The organism is Flavobacterium suzhouense (assembly GCF_042684765.1).
Lineage (GTDB): Bacteria > Bacteroidota > Bacteroidia > Flavobacteriales > Flavobacteriaceae > Flavobacterium > Flavobacterium suzhouense.
In genome coordinates this window covers 56,564-78,989 of sequence record NZ_JBHUMD010000025.1, presented here as the reverse complement: position 1 = coordinate 78,989, position 22,426 = coordinate 56,564, and the positions used below count along the sequence as shown (strand labels likewise).

The window sequence follows — 22,426 nt, the reverse complement described above, 5'->3', positions numbered from 1 at the left end:
TTGGAGTCGTATTGCCGAAAGTGGCAGGGTTTGCTATTGGATTATTACCCGCCTGTGCATCGGTTGAACTAAGGTAGTATTCCGTAGTTAATGTTGTATCGCCTCCCGTTGCCTCAAGGTCTTTGGTGGTTAGATCAAACACCTGCAGGCCATCGGTATCGTCATCACATAACTCATATGATGTCATAACCGGGATAGCAGGGCGTGGGTGTACGATCAGCTGGATCGGTACTACAGAACGGCAGTTGGTCGTGGTGCCTGTCTGTACCACACTCGCATAGACTGTACCCAGTATACTGTGGTAGTTCGTAGGATCCGTAATAGGGTTTACACCAAACTCTGCGGCTGCCTGCGTGCTGTGGTAGGTGATCGTAAGACCGCTCTGGCCGTTTAATATCTCTACTCCTGCCGGGGTAAGATCAAAATAAGCATAACCGTCAAAGTTGTCCGCACACTCCTCTAATGGGGTGGCCGGGGAAACTGTTGGGGCACTGTTTATCGTTACTACAAAGTCTGACTCATCTGAACATACCGTAGTAGCATCTCCAGTTACGGCATAGATGTATATCGTCTGGCTTGTCGTAATAAAATCACCTGCATTTAATTGTGTACCTGTTCCACCAGCGCCTGTGTAGTAGTTACCTACTGTCAGCGGTGTTAGTTCGTAAGCATCACATGCCTGAAGGTCTGCTCTGTCTTCTACTACCGGAGTAGGGTAAATTGTTACGTAGAAACTTGTCTCATTAGTACAAGTATCAGGAGCTGTACCGCTCACTGCATAAACATAAACTGTTTGTGAAGTTGTTAATGGAATAACCGGATCAAGTTGTGTACCTGTTCCACCCGGGCCTGTATAATAATTACCTACTGTAGGCTGTGTAAGCATATAAGATCCGCAAGCAAAAGCATCTGGATAAGTACCCACAATAGGTTGAGGATCTACAACTAACGATAGCGCTGCAACACCTTTAGGCGTAACACCAACTGCATCAGAATCAACAACTCTCATCCAAACTGTCTCAGTAGCTCCTGAATAAGCTGTTGGATTAGCAATAGGATTATTTCCAGAGTCGGCGTCAGCCTGTGTATTATGGAAAGTATACACATAAGATGCAGGTACAGGATCTATAACTGTCATCTCATCCGTATATGAAGTAAGATCAAACACTTCTACTCCATCATAAGGAGCCGGCTCACAAACATGAACTGCATAAGGAACAGTTTCGATCTCACAATCATAAATTCTTAATGTAAATGGTCTAACCGTATAACAAGGGTAAGAGAAACCTACTGCCTTAGCATAGATTACTTCTCCATCATAACCAATATAACCTGTAGCAGGATTATATGAAATCATAGGATCCCCATTTTCTATTTCTTCCATAGAATGGTAATACTCAATATCAAATTCAAAAGGATCAGCAAGAGGAGCCTTCATAACTGCATCATTATAATGAAGATCAAATGCATGCGTTCCAAGAGGATCACCACAAGTAACAAGATCTTCCGGATTAGCTACTTCAATATCAGGATAGAACTCTACAACAACATCATCTTCAAGGAAACATGAAGGGTCTGAAGGGAACGCTGCCCTTAATGTATAAGTACCCGGTTCAGTAACCGTAATATTATCAGTAGAAATAGGAACACCTGCACCATCTGTAAGCTCTACACCATCTTTTTCCCAACGAAGGATAAATGTAGTACTACCGGTAAACTGCGCCTGAAGAACATATTCTTCTCCCGGACACATAGCAGGAGAGTTACCAGGAACTTCTCCGATAGTAAAGTCACTTGGAAGTTTAGGCTGACCTATGTTAAATGAACCTCCCGCAATAAACACAGCAGTATCAAACAACATATCATTGTAATCTCCAACAGCCAGTTTTATCCTGTATTCATCACCCGGAGTAACCGTAGCTGAAGCCGTCATTACTTTGGTTTGCCCTCTCATGTTTATTGCTGAAATAGCTGGATTGCCCTGATTGAACTGACCAAACCATTGTGCATTTACTGAGCTACAACCCGGATTATAGGCCTGATCCCTTATTGTTGAAACCGATATAGGTGTAGTTGTACCCGGCACAACTGCGAGATTCATATCAAAAGGCGCGCCCGGTATAATTGGGCTCGGATTATCGAGATTCTTTAAAAGGAATCCAAATACGTCAAAGAAGCCACATTGATATTGCCCATATTCATTGGCTGCAAAAAGGAAATCAAAACTCATTTCAGTAGCAAGAGGCACAAAATCAAATTGCAGATAAGTAACATCTCGTATAGGGCCCGTATTGCCAATTACATTGGTACTTAAAAATTGTAAATCAGAATCATTTAACCCCGAACCTGTAGAACTTGCATTCCAGGGGAAAGGCGTATTATATTTCCCTTCACTATACTCTGCATTCCCAGCTCTTAAGATAACCCCGTCTTTGATAGGGAAATTAGAGTTGTTTTTATGAAAATAACCTAAACCATAACCCGTTGCTCCATTAGAGTTTATATCACCCGCAGATGATACAATATCATTAATTTCAATACAACCTACATTGATAAGTACATCACGCACCAATTCTTCTGACGTATAAGCAAACCTGTCAACAGTTACATAGTCCGGTTTTGGCGTATCATAGTCCGTACAACCCGGACACGCAGGAACAGGATCCGGAGTATCACTTGTTACTGTTACCGTGTTAACCAATGGGCCGATTACTGTAGGGTGATTTTCTTTTACAAACATGGTAACGGTGTACTCTACACTTTGCCCCGCAGGAAGCACAGGAATAACATTATGCAATGCTCCTGCTGCACCGGTGCCGTTACCGGACCAGGTCATTAAATCTATATTATTAGGCTTATTGTCATGTACAACCACATTATAAGCATCACTTGGCCCAGGGTTGGTTACAACAATAGTATAAACTGTCTGTTGATTAGCCACATATTCTGTTTGTCCATTCGTTTTCCACGTTACAAGGTTTGCTTGTGGATTTGGCGTAGCTGTATGCGTACAGTTTGGACATGTAGGATTTGGATCAGGGGTACCACTAGTTACCACTACCGTATTAGTGATACTTGCAGCAGTATTATAGTTGCTCGGTACCGGTATAGTAAGCGTATATGTAACCGTACTTCCTACAGGTAATGTAGCAATAACATCACTCAGGTTACCTGTGCCTGAAGTTCCGTTGCTGCCTGTCCATACCGATGCTGTAGCATTAAGCCCGGCAGGTATAGCATCATCTACTGTAATATTGTTCGCAACTGTAGGCCCCTGATTGTTTACCGTAATGGTATAGATAAGGTTAGCCCCTGCTGTATAAGTAGAACCCTGATTAAGTGTTTTATTTACAACAATATCTGCCGAAAGCACATCACTGTCAATATCCGTAGCTGAATTATCAGCAGTTACAGGATCGGTGCTTGTTGTTGTTACCGAAGCCGTACTCGAAAGATTACCTGTATAACCGGCAGGTACACCTAACGTAATTGTATAGGTTACTGTTTGTCCGGCAGCAAGAGACGGTATGGTATTATTTAAAGCAGTATTAGTCCCAGAAGAACCGTTAGAACCAGTCCATGAGAAAGCAGTAATACCGGCAGGAATCGGATTAGTAACAACTACGTTTGCCGCAGCATAAGGGCCGTTGTTTGTAACCGTTACCGTATATACTGAGTTTGACCCAGCAGTGTAAATTTCCTGATTATCGGTATTGGTAACCACAAGATTTACAGTAGGAGTCGCACTTGTATCTACATCCAGACACTGAGTACAGGCAGGATTTGGATCATTATTACTTGTAACTTTTGTCTGGCTAACAAGATCTCCCTGGAAAGTATTTGGAATCTGAACATTAACTGTATAAGTCACTGTCGCACCAGCAGGCAATGAATTAATGGTATTATTCAAAGGCACATTAACCCCAACCGAACCATTAGTTCCTGTCCATGTCATATTTGTTATACCGGCAGGTATAGCATTAGAAACATTTACGTTAGTGGCTACACCGGGACCGTTGTTAGTCACTGTTACTGTATAAGTTGTTTGCGTACCCGGAGTATATGTCGTTTGCCCGTTGGTATTTACCACAACAATATCAGCAGCGGCAGCAGCATTAAGATCGGTATCAGTACACTGAGGACAGTTATTGTCAGAATCCCTGTCACTTGTCACAACCGTTTGGCTTACAAGAGTAGCAGCATTATAACCTGCAGGCACATCAAAAGTTACTGTATAGGTTACCACCTGACCTACAGTCATGGTACCTATAGTATTATTTAAAGCTCCTGCTGTAACAGGAACACCATTACCCGACCATGAAAAATTAGTTACTCCCGCAGGCACAGCATTATTTACTACCACATTGGTAGCCGCCGCAGGACCATTATTTGTAACAGTTACTGTATAAGTAGCAGTACTTCCCGGAATATAAGTTGTCTGGTTATTTGTATTTACTACCACAACATCAGCGTCCATAAGTGATGTATCCGTATCTGTACATTGCGAGCAACCCGGAACCGGATCGACCGTATTAGGACTCGTAACTGAAGCCTGTGTAGTAAGAGGCCCGGTATAAGAAGCAGGAACATCAACCGTAACCGTATAGGTTACAACCTGATTCACCGCCAAAGTTCCGATAACATTACTTAAAGCCACATTGGTTCCTGAAGAACCGTTAGAGCCAGTCCATGAAAAATTAGTAATTCCTGCAGGTATAGGCATTGCTACACTTACAGGATCAGCTACTTCAGGACCATGATTTACAACACTCACCGTATATACCACCTGAGTCCCAGGAGTATAATTAACCTGATTATCAGTATTAATTACCTCTAAGTCTGCACTCTTTGTATATGAAACCTGAAGCTGAGGAATAGTTCCTGTATAATCATTAGGAACCTTTATACTCAGCGTATACGTAATGGTTTGCCCCACTCCAAGTGTAGGCGTCACATTATTTATAGGAGTATTTGTTCCTGAAGCGCCCGTACCGTTACCAAAATACCATGTAAATTTTGGCACACCCGGAGGTATAGGCATTAAAAATGTAGGAACTGCATAGGTTGCTCTAACATTGTTGGCAACCCCCGGACCGTTATTTGTTATCATAACTGTCCATGTCAGCGTTTCCCCGGCAACATAACTGTTATCAGGATTGGTACTGAAAACAGACAAAGTAGATTGCGCATAGGAAAAAACTGTTCCTAAAAGCAATAAAAGGGTGAGTAATTGTTTTCTCATATAGTGAGTTTTAAATAATGCTCGTAACTGTTAAATTTTCTGTAGAAAATTGTTAATTTAAAAAGCCAAATATAAAAATTCAGTGATAGTTTGTTTGTTAAATTCAAAAAAATCACAAAAACCTTATCATTCTGTTGTTTTAATAACTGCCTTTCAGGCCGTAACACTCCGTTAAACAATTATAATCTGTTTTACCCTACCCTGTTTTTAAGTTTTTTTTACACTAATTTTGCATAAAATTTTTGACAACATGGAAAACATCACGATAAAGACCACCCAAAACCCTTCTATACTGAAATTTGAGTTCAGCGACTTTATTGCAAAAAGCAATAATTATGAATTTAAAAACATCGACGAGACTGCTAAGTCTCCCCTGGCTAAAAAAATGTTTTACCTTCCGTTTGTAAAGACAGTTTACATTTCGGGCAATTTTATTGCCATTGAAAAGTACTCAATTGTAGAATGGGAAGATGTTCAGGACGAAGTTGCCAAACAGATTGAAGAATTTGTAAACACCGGAGGACAGATTGTTATTGAAGAAGAAGCGAAAAAGAAACAGCCCTCTACTGTATATGTTGAAACGACTCCAAACCCCGCAGTACTTAAGTTTGTATCAAACAAGCTGTTAACAAAAACTTCTGCTGAGTTCAAGAATATTGACGAAACTGCCGCATCACCACTTGCTAAAGAATTATTCAAGTTCCCTTTTGTAAAAGAGGTATTCATTGATGAAAATTATATCTCTATCACTAAATATTCTGTAACCGAGTGGGAAGAGATAACCGGAGAGATAAGAAGCTTTATCAGAGAGTTCATTGAAAACGGCGGGACTGTTATTGACGAATCGCTGATACAAAAAACACCTCAGGCAGAAAAACAGCAGGAAGCTTATTTCGACTCACTGGATGTTACTTCACAACGCATCATCAACATATTGGAAGAGTATGTTAAACCCGCAGTTCAGGCTGATGGCGGAAACATTGCCTTCGAATCGTATGACGAAAGTGACAAACGTGTTAAAGTACTATTACAAGGTGCTTGCAGTGGATGTCCTTCTTCTACTTTTACACTTAAAAGTGGTATAGAAAATATGTTGAAAGATATGCTTAACGATAACGACATTAAGGTTGAAGCCATAAACGCTTAACATAAAGCCCCCGCCAATGGCGGGGGCTTCTTTTTTATTCTGCTTTTTTAGGTTCTTCCTTTTTCTCCGTTTCCGGCTCTACCCTCTCTTCTTTTTTGATTACGGTATTGGTTTTTTCATCATATTGGGCCTCTTCAATCGCCTGGCCGGTTTTACTGAATACTTTTATTTTAGGGTTCTCATGGGTTCCGGTTACCACCATAGGAACACCAATTAAACCTCCCGGAGGCAAACCAAGGCGAATCCTTAAGTCAAGCAGTCCGTCAAAACTGGTTGTCCCTCTAATAGTTGGCCTGAAACCTGCCACCTTAAGCGTAAAGGGCTCTACCTTTATAAGATTGTTCTTTATCTCCGATTTTACCTGAATATCCTTCACGTTAGGATTCTCCATTCCTTCAGAACCCGTTTTCTTACTTATGCTTCCAAACAGCTTCATTCCTGAAACCTGTACATCGCGAACAAAGATTGTACCTCCTCCTTTTAACGAAGGATAAATCGGACTCATATTACCATCAATATCACCTTTTAGTGTATAATTCAAAGACACTATCCCCTTCATGTCTTCGGCTGCTGTAACCAATTCATGAAAAAGAGGTATCTCAGTATAAGCTCTTTTTATGTCAAAATCATTTGCCTGAAACTGAACATTAAAGTTAGCTGCCATTGGCGATTCATCGTCATAACCTCCGTCAATACGCACTTTACAGTCAATAATATCGAAAGTTGTATTTTGCAGATATACCTTTCCGGAAGCGATTCCCACTTTCCCTTTAAGGTTATTTAGCGTCAAGCCTGTATATGCAACTTTTTTAGCATCCGCCACAAGAGAGACATCGAGATTAGTAGGCAATACCACTACACCACTCATTTTAGGATTAGCTTCGTTTTTGGCTTCAATCTCAGGTTTAACATCTTTATTATCTCCCTCTTTCAAAGCCATAAACTCATTCACATCAATAAGTTTGGATTTTACATTAAAGTTCCCTTTCAGTGTCCCTTTAGATTCCAGAAAATAATTGATCGTATTAAGCAAATAACCATTCATTGCAAAATCCGACTTACCGTAATTTGCAGTAAACTTATCAAACCACATCTTCTCATTCTTAAAGGTGAAATAGCCTTCATTTACATAAAACGACTTAGGAAAATATTCTGTGGTTGCTTTAATATCTTTGATAACCAGTGTGCCCTTATTATTCAGCTTGCTGTACTGACCGGTAGTTGCATAACTCTGCCTGCCCTGAAGTCTTAAATCTGCCTTAGCATAACCTGTAACATCGATTCCCTCCTGCGAGAATACTTTATAAATCCTCCCAATATTGAGTTCTCCTTTGGCGGTTATATCATAAAGCACATCATCAAAATTCGAAACAATAGCTTTAACATATACCGGATTACCCTCAAAAACAAAGGACGCAGGAGTAATGGCTATTTTCACATCATCAAAAGTACCTTTATCATTTTCTATATTAGACACAAATTGAATATCGGTAATAGGATTAGGATAATAAGGCATCTTCAGGTAACCTCCCTGAAGGTTTACACCACCCTTTGCTTTTGGAAAAAGTCTTTTCTCAGCACTATAAATTCCATCTGCAACAACATCAGCTTTCAGCAATCCTTTTAACTGCATGTTAGAAATTCCAAGCGCACGATCAAGACTAGCCAGATTCAGAGTTCCTTTCATATTCGCCTTTACGGCCATTTCCTTCATCCCTTTGGTTTCCAGAAAAGCATGAAAGTGATCTTTTCCTAAATTAAAATCAAGCTTACTGAGGTTAATATTGAGCTTTTCCATATCCAGCGAAGGCAGCTGAACATTCAGGTTCATTTCATACTCGGAGACCGCCATGGGTGCTTTTTTATAATCAATAAAACCATCACGTACACGTATCCCAAAAGCAAGATCCGGTTTTTGACCTGTCACAGCATTATATCTCCCTTTAAAAGAAAACAAAACATCACTTCTCCCTTTTATCCTTGTATCTTCAAGCCATGCCATATATTGTGGCGGCACTACACTGAAAAGATCCTTGAGTTTATTGTTTTCAGAAATAGCATTGATATCTATATTATACCCCTCCTTAAGAATCGTAAACAAACCTGTAAACTCGATAGGTAGCCTGTTGATGCGTAGCTGGTTCTTTTCAAGTATAAAAGATAACGCATTGGTATTAATACGCGTTACCAAATCCGCATGCACTTCTTTACGTTCTATATAGGCAACATTATCATAAATAAAGTCGATAGCATCAATATTAGCATCCGTTTGCAAATCAAACACCTCTTCACTAAGGTTACCTCTTCCCACATAATTAAAGCCGTCGGCCTTAACCAGTATTTTAGCAGAACGATCGTCATAACGAATTTTACAATTTTCAAAATCTACCCTGTCAAGTCGTATTGCCGGCCCGGTTCCCGTAGTATCAACAGGCTGATCTTTAGGCGCAACATAAACATTATAATTAGCCTGTCCCTGTTCATTTACCATTACGTTAACCAAGGCATCGGAAACATAGATCTCATCAATTTTAATTTCGTTGTTAAAAATGAGCCTCTTAAGGTTAATACCAAAAGCTACCTGCTTCGCGCTTAATAACGTGTCTTTCTTAAAAGGCGTCGATCCTTTAAGCGAAAAATCGTCAAGTGAGACTGTCAGCGAAGGAAAATGTGTAAAAAAAGACAGCTTAGATTCGCCAAAGTCAAGCTCGGCATCCAGGCTTTTGTTAGCAAAAGTTTTTACCTGTTGGGCAACAGTACCCGGAAAAAGCAATGGTATTAAATACATTAGCAATAAAACAGACGCGATAACTATACCGGTCCATTTTAAAACTTTAAGGGCAATCTTTTTTACGGGGGCTTCCATAAATACACATTTTAAAACATGATTAAAGATAGCTTTTTCCTGTTAAATCAAAACGGTATTTAACTATAACTTAATATCCTTTGTTTATTTGACGGATTACAATAACTTTACTTTTTTAGACCAAACTATATTATGTCATTAAAATCTATACTTACATTAACAATAAGCTGCACTCTTTTTATGTCGTGTAAACAAAACAATACAACAGGCTCTCTTGGAGAAGACAATCCCCTGTTAGCCTCTTATGACAACAAATACCAACTCCCTCCTTTTGAACTCATAAAAAACGAGCATTATAAGCCTGCAATACTTGAAGCCATTAAGATCAATCAGAAAGAAATTGATCTTATAACCGGTAATAAAGACAATCCATCTTTTGAGAATACCATAGTAGCCCTGGAAAATTCCGGCAGTCTGCTAAACAGGATTACTACCACCATGAGTAACCTGAATACAGCAAACACTAACGACACGCTACAGGCTCTGGCACAGGAAATGGCTCCTGAATTATCTAAAAACCAGGACAATATTTTTCTTAACGAAAAACTTTTTTCACGTGTTAAAAAGGTTTGGGACAACCAGATTGATTACAATCTTAACCCCGAACAGGCAAAACTCCTGGAAAAAAAATATAAGGCCTTCGTACGCAATGGAGCTAATCTTGATGCCAAGCAAAAAGAACGTCTTCGTAAAATCAACGAGCAACTGTCTGTTTTATCGTTAAAGTTTGGCGAAAATGTATTGGCTGAGACTAATGGCTACCAACTTATAGTAGATAAAAAAGAAGATCTTGCCGGACTACCTGAAGAAGTGATTCAGGCCGCAGCCGATGAGGCAAAAGAAAACAATAAAGAAGGAAAATGGATATTTACCCTGCAAAATGCAAGCGTAATGCCATTCCTTCAATATGCCGATAATCGCGAGCTTCGTAAACAATTATGGACTGCCTACCAAAAAAGGGGTAATAATGGTAACGAGTACGACAACAGGCCTAATTTGGTTGAAATGACTAATCTTAGATCTGAAAAAGCATTGCTCTTAGGCTACAAGAGCCATGCCGATTATATACTTGAGGAGCGCATGGCCAAAACATCTGAGGCTGTTTATGATCTGCTTGACAAACTATGGACACCAGCTCTTGAAAAAGCAAAAGCTGAAGAAGCCGATATTAAAAAACTAATGGAGGCTGACGGTATTAAAGATAATGTTCAGCCATACGACTGGAGATATTATACCGAAAAAATCCGTAAGCAACGTTACGATCTTGATGAGCAGGAAGTGAAGCCTTACTTCAGCCTTGAAAATGTACGCAATGGCATCTTTACCGTAACTAAAAACCTGTACGGACTTCAGTATCATGAACTAAAAGACGCTCCAAAATACCACTCTGACGTAACAGTTTGGGAAGTAACCGATAAAGATAACAAGCACGTTGGAATACTTTACATGGATTTTTTCCCGAGAGCTTCAAAAAAAGGAGGCGCCTGGATGACCTCGTACCAAAAACAAAAAACAGTTGAAGGTAAACGCCTGGCTCCTGTTATTTCTATCGTTTGTAACTTCTCTAAACCAACGGCAGGCAATCCGTCTTTGCTAACTTTTGACGAAACAACCACCTTCTTCCATGAATTTGGCCATGCCCTGCACGGACTATTGAGCAATGTTACCTACGAAAGCCTTGCAGGTACCAGCGTGCCAACTGATTTTGTTGAACTGCCTTCGCAAATAATGGAAAACTGGGCCGCTGAACCTGAAGTTCTGAAACTATATGCAAAGCATTATAAGACCGGAGAAGTAATACCGGATGCCCTTATTAAAAAGCTACAGGAGTCTGCTACTTTCGATCAGGGATTTGCAACCGTAGAATACCTTGCAGCAGCCTACCTTGATTTGGATTATCACACACGCAACACTCCGCTTACGCAAAATGTAGTACCGTTCGAGGAAGCCGCCATGAAAAAGCTGGGTCTTATTGACGCTATTATACCGCGCTACAGAAGCACCTATTACAGTCACATCTTTGCGGGAGGTTATTCGGCAGGTTACTACAGTTACATTTGGTCGGGCGTATTAGACACTGATGCTTTTGAAGCCTTTAAAACAACATCTTTATTTGACGCTAAGACAGCTAAATCATTCCGTACCAATATCCTTGAAAAAGGTGGTACTCTGGACGCCATGCAGATGTACAAAAGCTTCCGCGGTGCTGAACCATCAATTGAGCCGTTGCTAAGGAAAAGGGGGTTGGAGAAAAAAGTTACAAAGTAGCAGAGTCACAAAGCAATAAAGTTTTGACATCTCATATAAAAATAAAAAGAAGCCCCACCATTTATCTGGTGGGGCTTTTAGATTTATTACGGCTTTGTTGCTTTGAAACTTTGCGACTCAGTTACCCGTGATACACACGTGAAAAAACAATCTTTCCGTCTTTTACTTCTAAAACTTCGGCAACCAGCATATCTTCTTCACCCTGCACTTTACGTACATACTCCATAAACACACGCTCTTCATTAGCAGTAAGGGTTGTAACCCTGTAATAAAGTGTTGGTAGCCTGTCAAAAGCATCCTCCCACCATTCATGAAGTGCTGCGCGTCCTTTTACAAGTCCGCCCGTTTCAGGCTTACGTATTTTAAGTTTCGCGCTGAAATGCTCAGCATCATCGGCATACAAATCCAATAGCTTATCAAGCTGTTTTGTATTGAATGCCTCAAACCATTGTATAGCGATATTTTCGATATTTTTTGGCTGCACCTTATATATTTTTCAGGTTGATGATTTCCTGTTCTGTAAGGAAACGGTAGTTTCCACGAGGAAGATTCTTTTTGGTTAACCCGGCAAAAGCTACACGATCTACTTTAAGCACATCATATTTAAAGCTTTCGAATATTGCACGAACCACCTTTACGTTAGGCGTTCTTAATTTAAGTCCAATTTCTGTTTTAGGCTCACCATCTATGTAGCTTATCTCATCGATGAATAAGCGGTGACCATCAAGCATTACACCACCGGCCATTTTCTCAAGGTCTTCATATTTCAGGTTCTTGTCCAGCGACACCTGGTAAATCTTGAATGACTTTTGGTTAGGCTGTGCATATTTCCTGATGATTTCAGTATCATTAGTAAAAATAAGAAGCCCTGTAGTATTCTTATCCATTCGTCCTACAGGCTGAAGCTTAACGTTAGTAGCGCCACGAACAAGGTCAAGCACATTACGCATACTGCCATCTCCTTCTCCCGAAGTGGTAAAATTCTTAGGCTTATTTAAAAGTAAATATTCTTTTCTTTCAGGCGTAATGGTAACACCGTCAAAATTTACTACATCAGAAATCTTAACGACATAACCCATCTCAGTAATTACTTGTCCATTCACTTTTACATTTCCGGACTGAATATAAATATCCGCATCACGGCGTGAACACGCACCTGAGTTAGCAATGTATTTATTAAGACGCATTTCGTCTTTGCCTATCTGGCGCTTAACTGATGGTTTATTTTCCGAAGGTTGTTTATCGGCTACAGGTTTAAGTTTAGGATACCCACCCTTTTTAGCAAAAGTTGCGGGCCCTTTTTTAGGCGCTGCCGGTTTTTTAGTTTTTTTTGCTGCCGGACTTGCTTTTGGAGTTTCCTCCTCAAAAGCAGGCTTGTCAAAAGATTTAGGTTTAGAAACCGGTTTCCTCGCTTTGTTCATAGGTTTGGAAGGACCGCTTTTCTTTCTGTCATTGCCGCCTCTCCTGCTATTGCCGTTGTTCATCTTGTCAAATATTTTTGCAAAGATAGCTTAAATACACGATAAAAGTTTCCTGCCATTCACTAAAACTGAAGGATCTATCAGTACGATACAAAAGATACCAGCAACAATAAGGAACTTCAATATGTTATGAAGCAGTAAATAATCCTTTTGTGAATCAGCTTTCCATAATTGAAACAGGAACCAGATGATCACAATCATACCCCCATAAAAGTAGATATCCATATAGCCTACATCATATACATCGATAAGCAGGTACACGGGGATAATAGTAAGAATAGTAAGCGCCATGATTACAACCTTAGATACCTTTTCGCCAAACATTACCGGTATAGTACGGTAATCGGCAACAAGATCCCCTTTCATGTTCTCAAGGTCTTTTATAAGTTCGCGGGTAAGTATGAGCAGATATAAAAATGTAGCATGCGCAAATATTACCTGATAGAAATTCTTAAAGTACATAAGTATCCCAAAGAAGGGCAATACAGCGAGAAATGCCGCTGTAAGGTTACCTATAAGCGGATATTTCTTAAGCTTATGCGAATAGAACCATATCAGGAAAATAAAACCTGAATAAAAGAATACCGCTCTCCAGGATACCCAAAACGCGAGCAGAACAACAATCAGGTTCAATGAAAAATACACATGCAGTTTTGTCTGCTGGCTAACCAGCCTGTCGAGCATGGATTTCTTAGGACGATTGATAAGGTCCTTTTGCGCGTCGTAAAAGTTATTGATGATATAGCCCGAAGCGATAGTAAGTGACGAAGCAAGTACTATCAGGAAAAGATTAAGATCGAGGATAACATCGAGTGCTCTTTTCTCGGGAGCCAATATAAATATTGCAGACAGATATTGCGCGAGGGCGATTACAGGAATATTGTAACCGCGCACCACAGAGAACAGGCTGAGAATCTTCATCAGTACCAATCGTGTTTCCCTCGATGCTGCCATATTTATGCCTTTTTATCTTTTAACTTACCTCCCATCAATATTATTGTGAAAGTAATAAAGATAAATATGATACAACTTATAAGCGTTTTTAATATTTCCGGACCGCTAAGGGTCGCCTTAAGAGCCGGCATAAAATCCTGCGATTTGGCAATAGCCAAAAATACCGCCGAAGGCAACAGCAGCAACATAAATGACAGGGTAATACGTGAACCTTTTTTCATATATAACCTTTTGATCCAGAAAAGCTGGGTAATAACCAGCGTCATGATTGGTGAAAAAAGGATATACATGGCAAAACCACCAAAATCAACCTTTACGTTTCCTGCCATACTATTATCATGCATCAACAGCGGATAAACAGCAACAGCTGCCAGTATAAAATAAATTATACCTGAAATTCTCACTGTCTGAACGGCGGTAAGAATAAACAAGTCTTTAATCTGTAAAGTTTTAATATCAGAGATTCGTAACAGGGTAAGAATAGGTATAATAAAACCGAAGCCCACAAAAATGGACTTCAGGAGTATATTTAAAATATCGGTTATGCTTTGCATAATGCTTAGAATTGGTAAACCACTTCAAGTTTGTGGCCTTCAAGCGATTGTTTTGCTTTTTCTATATCTTCGGTAAAACCAAGGATATAGCCACCACCGCCTGATCCGCAAAGTTTCAGGTAGTAGTCATTAGTATCAATACCTTTTTGCCATAGTTCGTGGAAACCTTCCGGAATCATTGGCTTAAAGTTATTGAATACCACTTTAGAAAGCTCTTTGGTGTTATTGATAAGCGATTTCGCATCTCCCTTAAGGAAGTTATCAATACAGGCATCGGTATATTTAAGGAATTCTGTTTTAATCATATTACGGAAACCTTTGTCTTTAAGGCTTTCCATAAATATCTGTACCATTGGTGCCGTTTCTTTTACAATCCCTGAGTCAAGCAAAAATACTGCACCTTTTCCTTCAAGATTTTGCATTGGTATACCAGTAGCCTCAACATTATCATGTGAATTGATAAGGATAGGAATACTCAGGTAACTGTTAAGCGGGTCAAGCCCTGAACTCGTTCCGTGAAAGTAAGATTCCATTTTACTGAAGATCGTTTTCAGCTGCATTAGCTTCTCACGGGTAAGATTTTCAAGAACAGTTATTTTATTATTGGCATATTGATCATAAACCGCTGCTACAAGCGCACCGCTACTTCCGATACCATAACCTTGCGGAATACTTGAATCAAAATACATTCCTGCCTCAACATTACGCTTAAGGGCATCAAGATCAAAAGTAACCAAATCGGGTTGCTCTGTCTGAAGCTGTTCAAGATAAGCAACAAAACCTTTAAGGCTCTGGTTTGATTTTTTAGCAAGTTCGGTATTGGTATCGTCTACTCTAAGACCTCCATTATAAAAATTGTATGGAATTGCCAACCCTTTAGAGCCCTTGTTAATGCCATGCTCTCCAAAGAGTAAAATTTTTGAGTAAAATAACGGTCCTTTCATGGATGATATTTTTATTAAAGGTACGGATTAAAACGTTAAATGTTAAAAAAAATTATCCTAATTAATCTTAACGGCTCCCGTTCCAATTTCGTCGCAAATGTACTGACTGTTTTGGCAATAGCCAACTAATTCGTTCTTAATAAATTCTAAAACTTCACTACGAACGTTTTCGGGATAAAGCACGTGCACGTTTGCACCTGCATCGAGTGTAAAACATACAGGCAGAGCGGTCTTAGTCCTATACTCCCAAATCTTATTAATGATCTCAAGTGTGTTTGGTTTCATCAATATAAAATACGGCATCGATGTCATCATCATGGCATGCAGTGTAAGTGCCTCGCTTTCGGTAATTTTTATAAAAGCATCCAGATCCCCGGTAGCCAGAGCCGCCTTCATTTTCGACAGGTTTTGATGCGCCTGTGCAAAACGTTGCTCTGCAAACGGATGTCCGTGCATAAGGTCGTGTCCTACTGTGCTGCTCACCTGCTTTTCTCCTTTATCAACTAAAAGTATCGTATCCTGAAAATTGGCAAAAGCCAGATTCACATCCTGATACTCTACTCCAAAAAGGTTTGAGCTATTATCCGTTTCAACATGTTCGCCCCATATCACCACTTTACCTTTTACGCTTCGACAGGCACTACCCGAACCTAAACGTGCCAAAAATGAAGCCTTTTGATTAAAGTAATCCTCTGTCATTTCCGGGTTAAGTTCCTTTTCAAGATTCATCAGGTTAATCGCCAATGCTGCCATACCCGATGCCGAAGACGCAATTCCCGAACTGTGCGGAAAAGTATTTTGGGTATCGATCGTAAAATGATAGTCTTTCAGGAACGGAAGGTATTCTTCTACCCTTTCAAAGAATTTCTCGATTTTCGGACGGAAACTTTCCTTTGGCTGGCCTTCAAAAAGCAAATCGAAAGAAAATTTACCATCGTTAGCTTTCTTTTCAAAACCAAGTTTAGTTATCGTTTTGCAATTGTTCAGCGTAAGACTGATAGAAGGATTAGCAGGAAGCTGCTTCCCTAATTTGCCCCAGTATTTCACAAGGGCTATATTGCTTGGCGCACTCCACTCAAAGCTGCCATTTTCTATCGTATTGGTATAAGGAGAAGGGATAAAATCCTTTTCGGACATGGTGATATATTTTGATGCAAAGATAAATATTATTTTAAGTGCAAAACGTACAATAAATTCTAAACCAACACATGCCACACTTAAAGAAATTAAGCCTATTTTTATTACAAATTGAACAAAACGCAAAATGAAAAACAGAACCGTTATCTTTAAAACACTTACCCTAAAAGCGTTACTATTATTTTGCTGTTTTTGGAATTTAACTGCATTCTCACAAAACGATAATAAAGCCGTCCTGAAAGTATACCTTACAGATGCTGAAACCGGCAAATCTGTAAAAAAAGCACACGTAACACTTGAAGGTTTTGAAATACCCCAAATTGATGGCAAGTATGATAAAAAAGGTAACTACTATTATTTTTCTGAAATCCCTAAAGGATACAATACGGTAATGTCATATCATAAAGATTATAATGAGAAAGGGTTTCAGGATTTGAACGAACTGCCCAAAGAAATCAATTTAAATCTCTTTAAAAAAGAATTTATCACCTACAATTTCATCCAACAGGATTCTATTTCAGTTCAGAATAAAAAAATAAAGTTCCTCAAAGAAAGCTATATCGAAGATTATTACAAAATAGCTGTTAGCCCAAAAACCAACATGAGTTATAAGGCTTTTATTCAATTTCTTCAAAATATGATTTCAAACCTCAACCTGAATATATCATTAGTTAATCCATTTTTTGAAATGGATTTGATAGAAAGACATGATCTTAATGATAAAAACCATAATGGTTACCCCCGTGAAGTGCAACTCTCAGACAAACCTGAATCATTTAATTTACCTTTAAAAGACGGATACAGTACCATACTATATAAAAAGGGTAAAATTGAATGGAGCGACGTCTGTTTCATTGTTAGAAAAAATGATGGTTCCGCTTTTAAAAGATTTAATGACCCTACAATAAAATCACTTAGTAACCATGTGAATATCTTTGGAATACTACTTAACAAGAAAAACAGCATTGACATTCTAAATAATAATGGTAATGACTTTAGCATTCGTGATAAAGAGAATAAAATATTTAACCGTAAAAACGGTATAGACTCTTCCAAAGTATTTTACTACAACAATAATTTGCGAAATTATTCGAAGAGAACAGAGAGAAACAGAACCCGGTTTTATATTTATGAACCAACCACTTCCGATGATGTTCCTACTTTCATTTTGGTAAAAAACAACAACCTGGTTGTACCTAATGAATTGCCAATTAAACCGGATGAACTTAATGACGATATAAAAATCTCTAAACCTGATGCTTCAATCGGTCTTGGCATCTTAGATTTATATGAATATTATTCCAAAAAGCAACTCTAGTCACACTTAATAATTAGGATTTTTTTAGCCTTAAATTTCATCTGAAGTCGCTAATTTTATTTTGTTAAACAGTAACTTTGAGCCATGGAACAAAAACCCCTATCCCGTACCTTTAAGATAATTGTAATGATTGTTACTTGTGTCGTAATCGGTGCTATTGCAGGATTGCTAACACAAAAAGGCGTAGACACCTGGTATACTACTGTACAGAAACCATCGTTCAACCCGCCTAACTGGGTATTTGCACCGGTATGGTCTACACTTTATGTGATGATGGGTATTGCTGCCGGAATGGTATGGCATGAAATGGATCGTCAGAGAGAAACAGTACGCAAAGGGCTTACCTTTTTCGCTATTCAGTTAGCGCTTAATGCGCTTTGGTCGTTTATCTTTTTCGGGCTGCATAATCCTTTTTTAGCCCTTTTAGAAATAATACTGCTTTGGCTGATGATATACGAAACCTTTGTACAATTCAACAAAGTGAACAAAATTGCGGGTATGCTTTTTATTCCTTACTTATTATGGGTAACATTTGCCACGCTCCTTAATGCAGCTATATGGTGGCTAAATCGCTAGCGCGTTGACCTGTCTGCCGACAGGCAGGTTTGATTATTTGTTGATTCGGTTATTCGATAATAAGAAAATCCACTTTGTTATAAAATAATTTGGTGACCCGTTGCATTGATCAAATAATCAAATTACCGAATCACCAAATAAATCACAATAACAACAATTAATTTTTCAGGATAACAAACCAGTCCCATTCGGCAGGGTTACCCGAACCAACGCTTGGCGTATAAAGAAAGAAATGGACTTTAGCGTTTGGATTAGCCTCTCTGTAGTCCTTTACAATTTTCAGGTTATCTACGGCATCCCATAGCGCAGTATAGTTTGCAGCATAAGGCCACTCATCAACGGGCACATACTCATCGTAAAGCACAAGCTCGCGTAATGACTCATCCGGCATTGGTACAGCAGTCGCAATAGATTCGAAAGAAGAAACAGGATCTATAGCTTGAGGATAGTTCATACTTCCTAAGCCCATCCAATGGATATCGCCATCAAAAATTGGAGCATCCAATTCTTCATACTTCAATTTTATCGAACCAAAATCGCCCGGCAAATTGTATTCATGAGCAATAGTGAAAGTGGATGCATCTTCAAAAGAAAGTACTTTACCACCTTCAAAAGTAAAATCAGTAGCATCTACCTTAAGTAATACAACTCTATTACCTGATTGCGGATCTTCAATAACAGCAGCACTGTTATCATCTGAGCATGCCATAACAGACAGGCATAGCCCCATAAGTAAAATTTTGTTTTTCATAATTGATTGATTTTTAATACTTAGATGAGCATTTTAAAAAACGGTTGCGTTAAAAAAACAACTATTTCATTACAAATCAATCAATTCTTACATAACTAAAATTTTTCAACAATGCTTTGGGCAGCTATATAACCGCCCGTCCATGCATTCTGAAAGTTGAAACCTCCGGTAATGGCATCAATATTTAGAACTTCCCCTGCAAAATACATGTCCGGAAGCAACTTGCTCTCCATCGTCTTGAAATTAACCTCTTTCAGGTCAATTCCACCCGCAGTAACAAACTCCTCTTTAAAAGTGCTCTTACCGTTCACCTGGTATTCACCATTTGTCAGTTGTTCGGCTAATGCCTTCAATTGTTTTTTGCTCAGGTCGGCCCAACGGGTCTCGGGCTGGATTCCTGCTGCATTGACCAGGCTTTGCCATAAGCGATTCGGGAAATCATATGGCGATTGTTTAGCAACAGTCTTTTTAGGCTGTTGTTCTTTCAACTCTTTAAGTTCTTCTTCGCATTCAACTGTAGTAAAGTCTTTCAGCCAGTTTACCTGAAGCGTAAATTGATAATTCTTATCAAACAATTCCCGTGCTCCCCAAGCCGACACGCGTAGTATCGCAGGGCCACTCATCCCCCAGTGGGTTATAAGTAAAGGGCCGGCAGCCTGCAGCTTAGTTCCTTTTACCTTAACTGATGCCTGTGCCGAAACACCCATTAAATCTTTTATCCTTGGGTCTTTTATATTAAACGTAAACAGTGATGGTACGGGAGAAACAATAGTGTGCCCCATTTCGGCAAGCATATCCCACATTTTAGGATTGCTACCGGTAGCCATTACCAGTTTTTCGGCAAGAAAAACCTCTTTATTGGTTTCAATCTTCCAATGGCTGTCAGCTCTGTATAATGATTTAATACTCTCACCCATTATAATCTGAATCCCAAGTTTTTTAGAAGCTTCCAAAAAACAATCGATAATGGTTTGCGAACTGTCCGTTACCGGAAACATACGTCCGTCTTCCTCAATTTTGAGTTCTACACCATGACGGTCAAACCACTCAATGGTATCTCCTGAGCAAAAACGATTAAAAGGGCCTTTCAGCTCCTTCTCCCCTCTCGGGTAAAATTTCACCAGGTCATTAGGAATAAAACAGGCATGTGTAACATTGCATCTGCCACCTCCTGAGATGCGCACTTTGGAAAGCACTTCTTTTCCGCGTTCCAGTATCGCTATCTTTAATTTCGGATTGGCCTCCGCAATATTTATGGCTGTAAAAAAACCTGCTGCACCACCGCCTGCAACAATCACATCAAAACTCTTACTCATAGTAACTCAGGAAAATCAGTTATAATGCCATCAACATTATATCCTTTTATGCGTTCAATATCTTCTTTATCATTTATGGTCCAGGTATGCACTTTTAATCCTGCCTGCTGTGCTTTTTTCACATTGCTTTCGGTAAGGAGGCTGTAGTGGGGATGTATGGCTTTTGCAGAAAACTCCTGTGCCCATTCCCACGCCTGGGTAACACTGGCCTGTGTTAATACACCAAGTGGTATATTTTTATTAATCTCATTCATTATCAGCAACTCTTCACGCTGAAAACTCGACACTATAAAATCATCATAGCTCCACCCCTCTTCATTTACCAAATGCTCCATAAAAATGGAAACCGGCTGTGCAGTGTGGCGGCCTTTCATTTCAATATTTACAAAACAACGGCCTTTGCATAAAGTCATCACTTCACTAAGCAGGGGTATTTCATAATGTCCATCCACTACTAAGTGCTTCAGTTCGGCAAGCGTCATTTTATTAACTTCACCGGTACCATTTGTAGTGCGGTCTACAGTAAAATCATGGATAACTACCAATTCTCCGGTTGCACATACATGCACATCAAGCTCAATACCATCAACACCCATTTCTAATGCCTTTTCAAACGAAGCAAGCGTATTTTCGGCTACGTGACCTTTGGCACCTCGGTGCCCAATTTTTAATAGTGCCGCCATAGTGAATAGATTTTTTGTAAAGATAATGATAATCAAAATGCGATAGCGAAAGTATAAAACCTTCCTATCTCAAAAAACAAAAAAATCATCCATTATTCTTACAAATAAATCATTATCTTTAAACTCAACCAATTAATTATCAAAACAGTGAAAACAAAAAAACTATTTGCAGGCCTAGTGCTTGCAGGAGGCATTATTGCTGCAAATGCACAAAATGTAATTTCAAGTTCAACCGTTACCAGCGGTGGTTCAGGCGCAGGAGTTATGGGAGGAACGGGGAGCACTTTTTATGGTTCGAGTGCTGGTATAAGCGCTACCTCTACTGCTAATACTTTTATAGGATACAGAGCAGGATTTAATACTACTTCGGGTAGTGCAAATACATTTGTCGGATATAATGTAGGCACTGCAAATTCAACTGGAACCACCAATGTTATTGTTGGAAGCGGAAATAACACCACCGGGTCATATAACACTTTTTTAGGAAACACTTCTACTTCAAACACCTCTGGAAATGATAACGTTTTTATCGGTAACATAGTAGCTACCAGTAACACTAGCGGATCCGGAAACATTTATATAGGAAAATATTGTGCCAGCGGAACGGGAGTTAATGGCTCTTTTAATTTATCTATAGGATATGCAGCCGGCAATAATAATACAGGATCAAATAATGTTTTTATAGGAAAGGGCGCAGGAACAAACTCTGTTGGAAGTGACTTACTTTTCATTGACAACACCAGCACCTCAACTCCATTGATATGGGGTAATTTTGCGGCGGACCAACTGAAACTAAACGGAAAAGTAGGTATTGGTGGCGTAACGACTTTTCCTGCAACAGCCGGAAGCATAAATGTGAATAATTACAAATTATTTGTAAATGGTGGTGTATTGGCTACTGAAGTAAGGGTTGCCACATCCTGGGCCGATTATGTTTTTGAAGACACCTATCCTCTTCTATCACTTAAGGAAGTAGAATGTTTTATAGACAAAAATGGACATCTTCCGAATGTCCCTTCAGCAAAACAGGTTGAAACAGATGGAATCTCTATAGGTGAGATGGCAAAAATACAACAGGAAAAAATTGAAGAGCTAACCTTATATCTTATACAGCAACAAAAGGAAATAGACGAACTTAAAGCCCAGATGAAACAGATACTGGCTAAACAATAATCTAATACATCCAACT

16 protein-coding genes are annotated in these 22,426 nt (G+C 39.3%); 5 read left to right on the top strand and 11 right to left on the bottom strand.

Going from position 1 to position 22,426, the window contains the following annotated elements; translation table 11 throughout:
- Positions 1-5,242: choice-of-anchor L domain-containing protein (locus tag ACFSR3_RS10850; protein WP_379820981.1), on the bottom strand; the 5,242-nt coding region annotated here is incomplete at its 3' end.
- Between the two features lie 250 nt (positions 5,243-5,492).
- Here ACFSR3_RS10850 and ACFSR3_RS10845 point away from each other — a divergent pair.
- Positions 5,493-6,389 carry a NifU family protein gene (locus ACFSR3_RS10845; protein WP_379820980.1) on the top strand — a complete coding sequence of 299 codons (897 nt, stop codon included), beginning with the start codon at positions 5,493-5,495 and terminating at the stop codon, positions 6,387-6,389.
- A gap of 34 nt (positions 6,390-6,423) precedes the next feature.
- Here the strand turns inward: ACFSR3_RS10845 and ACFSR3_RS10840 are convergent, their stop codons facing one another.
- Complete coding sequence (locus tag ACFSR3_RS10840) at positions 6,424-9,255, bottom strand: AsmA family protein (protein ID WP_379820979.1); 2,832 nt, start codon at positions 9,253-9,255, stop codon at positions 6,424-6,426.
- Positions 9,256-9,387: 132 nt separating this feature from the next.
- Between ACFSR3_RS10840 and ACFSR3_RS10835 the strand changes: the two genes are divergently transcribed.
- On the top strand, positions 9,388-11,523 hold the full coding sequence (locus ACFSR3_RS10835) for a M3 family metallopeptidase (RefSeq protein ID WP_379820978.1): 2,136 nt from the start codon (positions 9,388-9,390) through the stop codon (positions 11,521-11,523).
- Between the two features lie 121 nt (positions 11,524-11,644).
- Here ACFSR3_RS10835 and ACFSR3_RS10830 read toward each other — a convergent pair whose 3' ends face one another.
- Genes ACFSR3_RS10830 through ACFSR3_RS10805 form a run of 6 tightly spaced genes read right to left on the bottom strand, consistent with a single transcriptional unit; the run spans position 11,645 to position 16,593 of the window.
- Positions 11,645-12,007 (bottom strand): nuclear transport factor 2 family protein, encoded by a 363-nt coding sequence (locus tag ACFSR3_RS10830; RefSeq protein WP_379820977.1) that lies wholly within the window; start codon positions 12,005-12,007, stop codon positions 11,645-11,647.
- Between the two features lies 1 nt (position 12,008).
- Positions 12,009-13,007 carry a pseudouridine synthase gene (locus tag ACFSR3_RS10825; protein WP_379820976.1) on the bottom strand — a complete coding sequence of 333 codons (999 nt, stop codon included), beginning with the start codon at positions 13,005-13,007 and terminating at the stop codon, positions 12,009-12,011.
- A gap of 27 nt (positions 13,008-13,034) precedes the next feature.
- Positions 13,035-13,958: a geranylgeranylglycerol-phosphate geranylgeranyltransferase gene (locus ACFSR3_RS10820; RefSeq protein WP_379820975.1), complete on the bottom strand. Its 924-nt coding sequence runs from the start codon at positions 13,956-13,958 to the stop codon at positions 13,035-13,037.
- Positions 13,959-13,960: 2 nt separating this feature from the next.
- Entirely contained in the window at positions 13,961-14,512 is a 552-nt protein-coding gene (locus ACFSR3_RS10815) for a hypothetical protein (protein WP_379820974.1), read from the bottom strand.
- A gap of 5 nt (positions 14,513-14,517) precedes the next feature.
- A complete protein-coding gene (locus ACFSR3_RS10810; protein WP_379820973.1) occupies positions 14,518-15,456 on the bottom strand; it encodes a mevalonate kinase family protein in 939 nt (312 codons plus the stop codon).
- Positions 15,457-15,513: 57 nt separating this feature from the next.
- A complete protein-coding gene (locus ACFSR3_RS10805) occupies positions 15,514-16,593 on the bottom strand; it encodes a diphosphomevalonate/mevalonate 3,5-bisphosphate decarboxylase family protein (RefSeq protein WP_379820972.1) in 1,080 nt (359 codons plus the stop codon).
- Between the two features lie 127 nt (positions 16,594-16,720).
- Between ACFSR3_RS10805 and ACFSR3_RS10800 the strand changes: the two genes are divergently transcribed.
- Positions 16,721-17,911, top strand: a complete 1,191-nt coding sequence (locus tag ACFSR3_RS10800) for a hypothetical protein (protein ID WP_379820971.1) — start codon at positions 16,721-16,723, stop codon at positions 17,909-17,911.
- Between the two features lie 84 nt (positions 17,912-17,995).
- Positions 17,996-18,487 carry a TspO/MBR family protein gene (locus tag ACFSR3_RS10795; protein ID WP_379820970.1) on the top strand — a complete coding sequence of 164 codons (492 nt, stop codon included), beginning with the start codon at positions 17,996-17,998 and terminating at the stop codon, positions 18,485-18,487.
- A 157-nt stretch (positions 18,488-18,644) separates the two neighbouring features.
- Here ACFSR3_RS10795 and ACFSR3_RS10790 read toward each other — a convergent pair whose 3' ends face one another.
- The 3 genes from ACFSR3_RS10790 to ACFSR3_RS10780 form a co-directional block, all read right to left on the bottom strand.
- A complete protein-coding gene (locus ACFSR3_RS10790) occupies positions 18,645-19,238 on the bottom strand; it encodes a hypothetical protein (RefSeq protein WP_379820969.1) in 594 nt (197 codons plus the stop codon).
- A 95-nt stretch (positions 19,239-19,333) separates the two neighbouring features.
- On the bottom strand, positions 19,334-20,554 hold the full coding sequence (locus ACFSR3_RS10785; RefSeq protein WP_379820968.1) for a BaiN/RdsA family NAD(P)/FAD-dependent oxidoreductase: 1,221 nt from the start codon (positions 20,552-20,554) through the stop codon (positions 19,334-19,336).
- A complete protein-coding gene (locus ACFSR3_RS10780) occupies positions 20,551-21,237 on the bottom strand; it encodes a glycerophosphodiester phosphodiesterase (RefSeq protein WP_379820967.1) in 687 nt (228 codons plus the stop codon). Before ACFSR3_RS10780 ends, ACFSR3_RS10785 begins: the two co-directional genes overlap by 4 nt.
- Before the next feature lie 147 nt (positions 21,238-21,384).
- Between ACFSR3_RS10780 and ACFSR3_RS10775 the strand changes: the two genes are divergently transcribed.
- Positions 21,385-22,410, top strand: coding sequence for a hypothetical protein (locus ACFSR3_RS10775; protein WP_379820966.1), 1,026 nt, complete (start codon positions 21,385-21,387; stop codon positions 22,408-22,410).
- The last annotated feature ends 16 nt before the right edge of the window (positions 22,411-22,426 follow it).